Annotated in this window: 8 protein-coding genes; all 8 read right to left on the minus strand. The window is 65.1% G+C overall.

Features of this window, described 5'->3' with window-relative positions; genetic code table 11:
• Positions 1–137: 137 nt before the first annotated feature.
• Positions 138–1,289 (minus strand): RIP metalloprotease RseP, encoded by a 1,152-nt coding sequence (gene rseP, locus WA702_RS06065; RefSeq protein WP_425109628.1) that lies wholly within the window; start codon positions 1,287–1,289, stop codon positions 138–140.
• A gap of 34 nt (positions 1,290–1,323) precedes the next feature.
• Positions 1,324–2,547 (minus strand): 1-deoxy-D-xylulose-5-phosphate reductoisomerase, encoded by a 1,224-nt coding sequence (gene dxr, locus WA702_RS06070; protein ID WP_425109629.1) that lies wholly within the window; start codon positions 2,545–2,547, stop codon positions 1,324–1,326.
• A gap of 22 nt (positions 2,548–2,569) precedes the next feature.
• Positions 2,570–3,418 (minus strand): phosphatidate cytidylyltransferase, encoded by an 849-nt coding sequence (locus WA702_RS06075; RefSeq protein ID WP_425109630.1) that lies wholly within the window; start codon positions 3,416–3,418, stop codon positions 2,570–2,572.
• Positions 3,415–4,173 carry an isoprenyl transferase gene (locus WA702_RS06080; protein ID WP_425109631.1) on the minus strand — a complete coding sequence of 253 codons (759 nt, stop codon included), beginning with the start codon at positions 4,171–4,173 and terminating at the stop codon, positions 3,415–3,417. The genes WA702_RS06075 and WA702_RS06080 overlap by 4 nt, the downstream gene beginning before the upstream one ends.
• Positions 4,174–4,184: 11 nt before the next feature.
• Positions 4,185–4,748, minus strand: coding sequence for a ribosome recycling factor (gene frr / locus WA702_RS06085; protein ID WP_425109632.1), 564 nt, complete (start codon positions 4,746–4,748; stop codon positions 4,185–4,187).
• Positions 4,749–4,890: 142 nt separating this feature from the next.
• Positions 4,891–5,607, minus strand: a complete 717-nt coding sequence (pyrH, locus tag WA702_RS06090; protein WP_425109633.1) for a UMP kinase — start codon at positions 5,605–5,607, stop codon at positions 4,891–4,893.
• 73 nt (positions 5,608–5,680) lie between these two features.
• Positions 5,681–6,604: a translation elongation factor Ts gene (gene tsf, locus WA702_RS06095; RefSeq protein WP_425109634.1), complete on the minus strand. Its 924-nt coding sequence runs from the start codon at positions 6,602–6,604 to the stop codon at positions 5,681–5,683.
• A 127-nt stretch (positions 6,605–6,731) separates the two neighbouring features.
• Positions 6,732–7,537: 30S ribosomal protein S2 (gene rpsB, locus WA702_RS06100; RefSeq protein WP_425109635.1), on the minus strand; the 806-nt coding region annotated here is incomplete at its 5' end.

A 7,537-nucleotide genomic window follows, 5' to 3' on the forward strand; every position in this document is an offset into this window, starting at 1 on the left:
CCCCTACGGAACCGGCAGATTCCCATTCAACGTCTTGCTTGTAGCCAATTTCACCTAGGCGGCAACGCCGTATCACGATCCATTTTCATTTTCGTTTCAAAACGTTGCCTATCCGCCACGTCACAAAAAAGCCGAGGTCACGACCCCGCGAGGTGCAGGATATCGTTATAGGTTGCAAAAACCATCAGCATTAATACGAGGCCCAATCCGATCCGGAATCCCATCTCCTGCGCCCGCTCCGATAGCGGACGGCCGCGAGCGGCCTCGACGCCATAAAACAGGAGGTGGCCGCCATCGAGCAGCGGAACCGGGAAAAGATTCAAGAGCCCGATCGAGACCGAGAGCGTCGCGCAAAGCTGCACCAGGAATTGGAACCCGAGGCTCGCCGCCTGTCCCGACAGCTGGGCGATTCGGATCGGCCCACCGACGTCACCGGCACTCCCCGCCCCTGCGAACAGGGATCCGATGAACTTGAAGGTGGTGGCGATAATGAACCAGACCTGCTCGAAGCCGATCTTGATCGACTCGACAAAGCCGACCGGAACCGAGCGCGATTCGTCGGGCTTGGCGTTGTACTGGATGCCGAGCACCCCGATTCGGTGACTGTTGCCGAAGAGGTCCTTGACCTCCTTCAGGGCCGGCGCCGCCTTCAGCGTGACGTCCTGGCCGTCCCGTTTGAGATGGAAGGTCAGCTCGGAACCGGCATTGACCGACACGATTCGCTGCATGTCAGCGAAGCTGTCGATCTCATGGCCGTCGATCGAGGTCACGACGTCGCCGACCTGGAACCCGGTCGTTGCCGCGACACTGTCGGGCTGCACCGCATCGACCCGCGGGGTCGTGTTCGGCTTGCCGTAATAGAGCGCCATGCCGGCGAAAATGACGACGGCCAGGATGAAGTTGGCGATCGGGCCGGCGGCAACGATTGCCGCGCGCGGGCCTACCTTCTTGTGATGGAAGCTGCCTTCGCGCTCCTCGGCGGTCATCTTGGCCAGCGCCTCGGCCGATGGCGTCGAGGCCTCGCTCTCGTCGCCGAAGAACTTCACATAACCGCCGAGCGGGATCGCCGAGATCTTCCAGCGGGTGTTGTGACGATCGTTGAAGCCGATCAGCTCAGGACCAAATCCGAGCGAAAACGTCAGCACCTTCACTCCGGCCCAGCGGGCCACCAGGAAATGGCCGAGCTCGTGGAAGAAGACCACGATGGTCAAGACAAATAGAAAAGGAACGATGTAGCCGAGAAGCCCGTGGCTCAACGTATTGAAAGTATGATGGAAAAACTCGGTCATCGTTTCCTCGCGTGGGCCGAAGCTCCCACAACCCCTACGACGCCTTTAAGGCAATTTGGGGCAACAGGGTGGCAGCTTTATTCCGAGCCTCATGGTCAATGGCGATGGCATCGTCCGCCGAGCTCAAAGGTGTCATATTGGTGGACCGCGACCACGCCTCAAGGGTAGCCTCGACTAGACGCGCGATCGCGCCGAACCGGATCTGGCCGGCGATGAAGGCGGCGACCGCGACCTCGTTGGCGGCATTGAACACGGTGGTGGCGCCGTTGCCGGTGCGCAGCGATTCGTAGGCGAGCCGCAGGCCCGGGAACCGCGCGAAGTCCGGCGCCTCGAAGGTCAGCGTGCCGATCTTGGCGAGATCGAGCCGTGCCGACGGCCCCTTGATGCGGTCGGGCCAGCCCAGGCAATGGGCGATCGGAATCCGCATGTCGGGCGCGCCGAGCTGGGCGACCACCGAGCGATCGGAAAATTCGACCATGCCGTGCACGATCGATTGCGGGTGCACCAGCACGTCGATCTCGTCCGGATCGAGCGCGAACAGATAGGACGCCTCGATCACCTCGAGGCCCTTGTTCATCATCGAGGCCGAATCGATCGTGATCTTCTGGCCCATGCTCCAGTTCGGATGCTTGAGCGCCTGCGCCAAGGTCGCCTGCTCGATGTCATCAGCCGCCCAGGTGCGGAACGGTCCGCCGGAGGCCGTGATGATGACGCGCACCAGCTCCTCGCGATTGCCCGAGGACAACGCCTGGAACAGCGCATTGTGCTCCGAATCGGCTGGCAGGATGCAGGCACCGGCTTTGGCGGCGCGCTGCATGAACATGTCGCCGGCACAGACCAGGCACTCCTTGTTGGCCAGCGCCACCGTGGCGCCGCGATCAACGGCGGCAAGCGCCGGCTTCAACCCGGCCGCGCCGGAGACGGCCGCCATCACCCAATCGGCGGGACGCGCCGCTGCCTCGATGATCGCGCTCTCCCCTGCTCCGCATGCGATGCCGGTGCCGGCAAGCGCCTCGCGCAGTTCGTTCAGCCGCGCAGGATCGGCGACTGCGACGAATCGCGGATTGAACTCGCGCGCGAGCTTGGCCAGCCCCTGCACGTTGCTGTTGCCGGTCAGCGCCTCGACCCGGTAGCGGTCCGATGCCCCGCGCAGCAGGTCCATGGTGCTGTCGCCGATCGAGCCGGTTGCGCCCAGCACCGTGATGCTGCGCACCGCCTCGTTCGTCGCCTTGTTATTCCGCAACGGAACTGCGCTCATTGTGTCACCAAAGCTGAAACGCTCACCAAACCATAAGGCCGCGGCCGACGCCATCGAGACCGCCGCGCACCAAGCCCAAAATCGCCGCCAGCACAATGGCCGCAACATAGCCGTCGAGGCGGTCCAGCAGGCCGCCATGTCCGGGAATGATGTGGCTGGAATCCTTGACGCCGAAGCGCCGCTTCACCGCGGATTCGAAGAGATCACCGAGCTGCGAGGCCACCGACAGCACGGCGCCGATCAGCATGATCGGTACGATTTTGCCAGGTCCCGTGGCAGCCCATCCGGCGGCGACCACCAGGCTGCCGACGAAGCCACCGATGGCGCCGGCCCAGGTCTTGTTCGGGCTGACGCGCGGCGCCAGTTTCGGCCCACCGACGCTGCGGCCGGCGGCATAGCCGCCGATATCGCTGGCCCATACCACGAGCAGCACCAGCACCAGAGCGAACCAGCCATAATGCTGATCGAAGCGGACCATGAACGAAGCTAGCTCCGCCGCCGCCGTATAGAGGAAGCCCGCCGCGGCCCAGCTCCGGTGTCCCGCTGCCAGCACGACCACCACGACCAGACCGAGGCCGAGAACGATGACCGCGAAATCCACCAGGCCGAGCGCCAAGCATACCCCGGAGAGCGCCAGCGCCACGGCGCCGCTCACGGTGACGCTGAGCGCCTTGACCTCGCCGACCACCATCAGCCATTCGACGTAAAGGCCGATCGCGACCACGGTGACGAGCGCGGTCCAGGCCGCGCCGCCCGCATAGGCCAGTGCCAGCGCCAGGGGAATCAGCACAGCGGCCGCGACGATGCGTTGCATCAGGTTGCGCCCGCTCGGCGCCGGCTTGCCGGATGCTGCTCCCTCGGGCTCGGTCACGAGGCGGTTTTCGCCACGAGGCCGCCGAAGCGCCGTTCGCGCCGGCCGAACTCGGCGATCGCGCCTTCGAGCGCGGCCTTGTCGAAGTCCGGCCAATGAATCGGAACGAACACCAGCTCGCTATAGGCGGCCTGCCACATCAGGAAGTTCGACAGCCGCTGCTCGCCGCTGGTGCGGATGATGAGATCAGGATCAGGAATGTCGGGCATGTCGAGCCGGCCTCCGATGGCGTCGGCATCGATCGTCGCGGGGTCGCGCCGGCCCTCGGCGACTTCGCGCGCCAACCGCTGCGCCGCGCGCGCGATCTCCTGCCGCGAGCCGTAATTGAAGGCCACCACGAGGGTCAGCTTGGTGTTGAAGCGCGTTAGCTCCTCGGCCTCGCCGAGCAGCGCGCAGATGTCGGCATCGAGGCCTTCGCGCTCACCGATCACCCGCACCCGGACGCCGTCGCGATGCAGGGTCGCAAGATCGTTGCGGATGAAGCGGCGCAGCAACCCGAACAGGTCGCCGATCTCGCTCGCCGGGCGCGACCAGTTTTCCGACGAGAACGAGAAGATCGTCAGATAGCGGATGCCGAGCTCGTGCGAGGCGCGCACCACGCGCCGCAGCGCTTCGACGCCGCGACGATGACCTTCGGCGCGCGGCAGCCCGCGGGCCGCGGCCCAGCGTCCATTGCCATCCATGATGATGGCGACATGGGCCGGAGCGTCGGATTGATCCGACGCCTTGGTCGCGGGAGCCGCGGCATTGGACATTGCGCGTTCCTTCAGACGGTCAGGATTTCCTTTTCCTTGGCCGCCAGCATCTGGTCGACCTCCGAGATCACGCTATCGGTCGCCTTCTGCACCTCGGCGGCGTGACGCTCCTGATCGTCCTCGGAGATCTCGTGAGTCTTCTCGAGTTTCTTGAGCGTATCGAGACCGTCGCGCCTGACATGGCGGACCGCGACTTTCGCGGCTTCGGCATATTTGTGCGCGACCTTGACGAGCTCCTTGCGGCGCTCCTCGTTCAATTCGGGCACGCGCAGGCGCAACACCTGACCCTCGGTCGCGGGTGAAAGGCCGAGGTTGGAATCGACGATCGCCTTCTCGACCGCCTTCACCATCGACTTGTCCCAGACCTGCACCGACAGCAGTCGCGGCTCGGGCACCGAGACAGTGGCGAGCTGATTCAGCGGCATGTGCGAGCCATAGGCTTCGACCTGGACCGGCTCCAGCATCGAGGCCGAGGCACGGCCGGTGCGCAGACCGCTGAGCTCGTGCTTGAGCGCCTGCGTCGCGCCCTGCATGCGGCGCTTCAATTCGTTGAGGTCGAACGTGCCCGTGGACATCAGCTTTCCCTTTCTACGACGCCGCCGCTTCGAACCGGGCCTCGCGACAGCTGCGAACTTCGCAGGCGACGGCCTTGGAGAATCGACGGCACTTTCAGCAAACCCTAATCTTCCGGCGCGACCTTTGCAGCCGTTCGCCGCGTCAGCCAGCGACAATCGTGCCGCGGCCGGCGCCGCGCAGCATCTCGCCGATCGAACCGGGCTCGGCGATCGAGAACACAATGATAGGCAGTGACGTCTCGCGGGCAAGCGCGAATGCGGTGGCGTCCATCACCTTGTAGCCGCCCTCGATCGCCTGCGAATGGCTCAGCCGGTCGAAGCGCTTGGCCGTCGGATCCTTCTTCGGATCGGCGCTGTAGACACCGTCGACATTGGTGGCCTTGAGCACCGCCTGGGCGTCGATCTCGGCGGCGCGCAGCACCGCTGTGGTATCGGTGGTGAAGAACGGATTGCCGGTGCCGCCGCCGAGCAGCACGATCTTGCCCTCGGCGAGATATTTGTGCGCCGCAGCGCGGGTGAACAGCTCGCAGATCTCAGGCATCACGAAGGCCGAAAGCGCCTGGGCCGGGCTGCCCTTGCGCTGAATCGCAGCTTCCAGCGCCAAGCAGTTCATCACGGTGGCGAGCATGCCCAAAGTGTCCGCGGCCGGCCGCGACATGCCCTTGGCGGAGACGTCGACACCACGGACCATGTTGCCGCCACCGACGACGACCGCGATTTCGACGCCGAGCTTCTGAGCCGCGATCAAATCGGCAGCGATGCGGTCGATGGTCGGCTGGTCGATGCCGGAGCCATGGGGGCCCGCGAGATATTCGCCGGACAGCTTGATGACGACGCGACGATAGACCGGCTCGGCCATGTGCTATTCGCTCTCCTGTCCGCGCGACGAATCCGGCGCGATCACGCGCCGGATTTCAGCTGAGGTTTCGCCGTTACTTCTTGCCGCTGGCGGCGGCAACCTCGGCAGCGAAGTCGGTCTCTTCCTTCTCGATGCCTTCACCGAGCGCGTAGCGCACGAAGCCGGCAACCTTGATCGCGCCGCCGACCTTGCCCTCGGCTTCCTTCAACTCCTGCGCGACCGACTTGCCGCTGTCGTGGATGAAGGCCTGCTCGAGCAGGCAGACTTCCTTGTAGTAAGTCTTCAAGCCCGACTCGACGATCTTCTCGATCATGTTCTCCGGCTTGCCCTGCTGACGGTACTTGTCGGCGAGCACGTCCTTCTCGCGCTTGACGAGCTCCGGATCGAGACCCGACGGATCGACCGCCTGCGGATTGGCGGCTGCGACATGCATCGCGAGCTGCCGGCCGAGCACGGCGAGCTCATCGGCCTTGCCGGGTGATTCCAGCGCGACGATGACGCCCATCTTGCCGGCTCCCTCGACCACGGCACCATGCACATAGCTCGACACCACGCCCTGGGCGACCTCGAGCAGTGCGGCGCGGCGCAACGTCTGGTTCTCGCCGATAGTGGCGACCGAATCGGCGATCGCAGCTTCCACAGTGATGCTGCCGACCTTGGCGGCCTTGATCTTCTCGACGTCGGCGCCGACGTCGAGCGCGACCTGCGCGATCATCTTCACCAGGCCCTGGAAATGCTCGTTGCGCGCGACGAAGTCGGTCTCGGAATTGACCTCGACCAGCACGCCCCTCTTGCCCGAAGTCAACGCGCCGATCAGGCCCTCGGCCGCGACGCGACCGGCCTTCTTGGCGGCCTTCGACAGACCCTTCTTGCGCAGCCAGTCCTGCGCCGCCGTAAGGTCGCCGCCGGTCTCGGTGAGCGCGGCCTTGCAATCCATCATGCCCGCGCCAGTGGACTCGCGCAGGTCCTTGACCATCGCTGCGGTGATAGTAGCCATCGTTGAACGTCCTTTTGCCCGTCCGGAGTGCGGCGCGCCGGATCGCTCGCCGCCGTCCGCCAACAGGTGCGTAGATCAGTCGTGATGGCCGGTGCATGACACCGGCCATGGCGTTCGTTCGCGTATCTTAGGCGTCGACCAGCGACTTGGCCTGGGCCACCCAGGCATCGGCCCTGTTCGGCAGCCCGACGTTCTCGGCGACCTGATGCGCCTTGTCGTGGTCGAGCTCGGCAAGCTGCCAGTAATGGAAGATGCCGAGATCGTTCAGCTTCTTCTCGATCGCACCCGACACGCCGGTGAGCTTCTTGAGGTCGTCGGCAGTGCCGCGCGGACCGGGCAGGCCCTGGAAGCCCGAGGCCGCAGGGGCCGTCGGCAGGTCTTCCTGAAGCGGTGTCGACGAAGCGCCGACATCAATGCCGCTTTCGCCTTGCGCACGGGAGATGCCGTCGATGGCGGCACGCGCGATCAGGTCGCAATACAGCGTGATGGCGCGGCCGGCGTCATCATTGCCCGGCACCACATAGGTGATGCCCTTCGGATCGCAATTGGTGTCGACGATCGCGGCGACCGGGATGTTGAGGCGCTGGGCCTCCTGGATCGCGATGTCTTCCTTGTTGGTATCGATCACGAAGATCAGGTCGGGCAGACCGCCCATGTCCTTGATGCCGCCGAGCGACCGGTCGAGCTTGTCGCGCTCGCGCTGCAGGGTCAGCCGCTCCTTCTTCGTGTAGGAGCTGGCGTCGCCCGAGGTGAGCACGTCGTCGAGATGACGCAGACGCTTGATCGAGGCCGAGATCGTCTTCCAATTGGTCAGCGTACCGCCGAGCCAGCGCGAATTGACGAAGTACTGCGCGGAGCGCTTGGCCGCATCGGCGACGTTGTCCTGCGCCTGGCGCTTGGTGCCGACGAACAGGATGCGGCCGCCCTTGGCGA

The organism is Bradyrhizobium sp., from assembly GCF_049798375.1.
Taxonomy (GTDB): domain Bacteria; phylum Pseudomonadota; class Alphaproteobacteria; order Rhizobiales; family Xanthobacteraceae; genus Bradyrhizobium.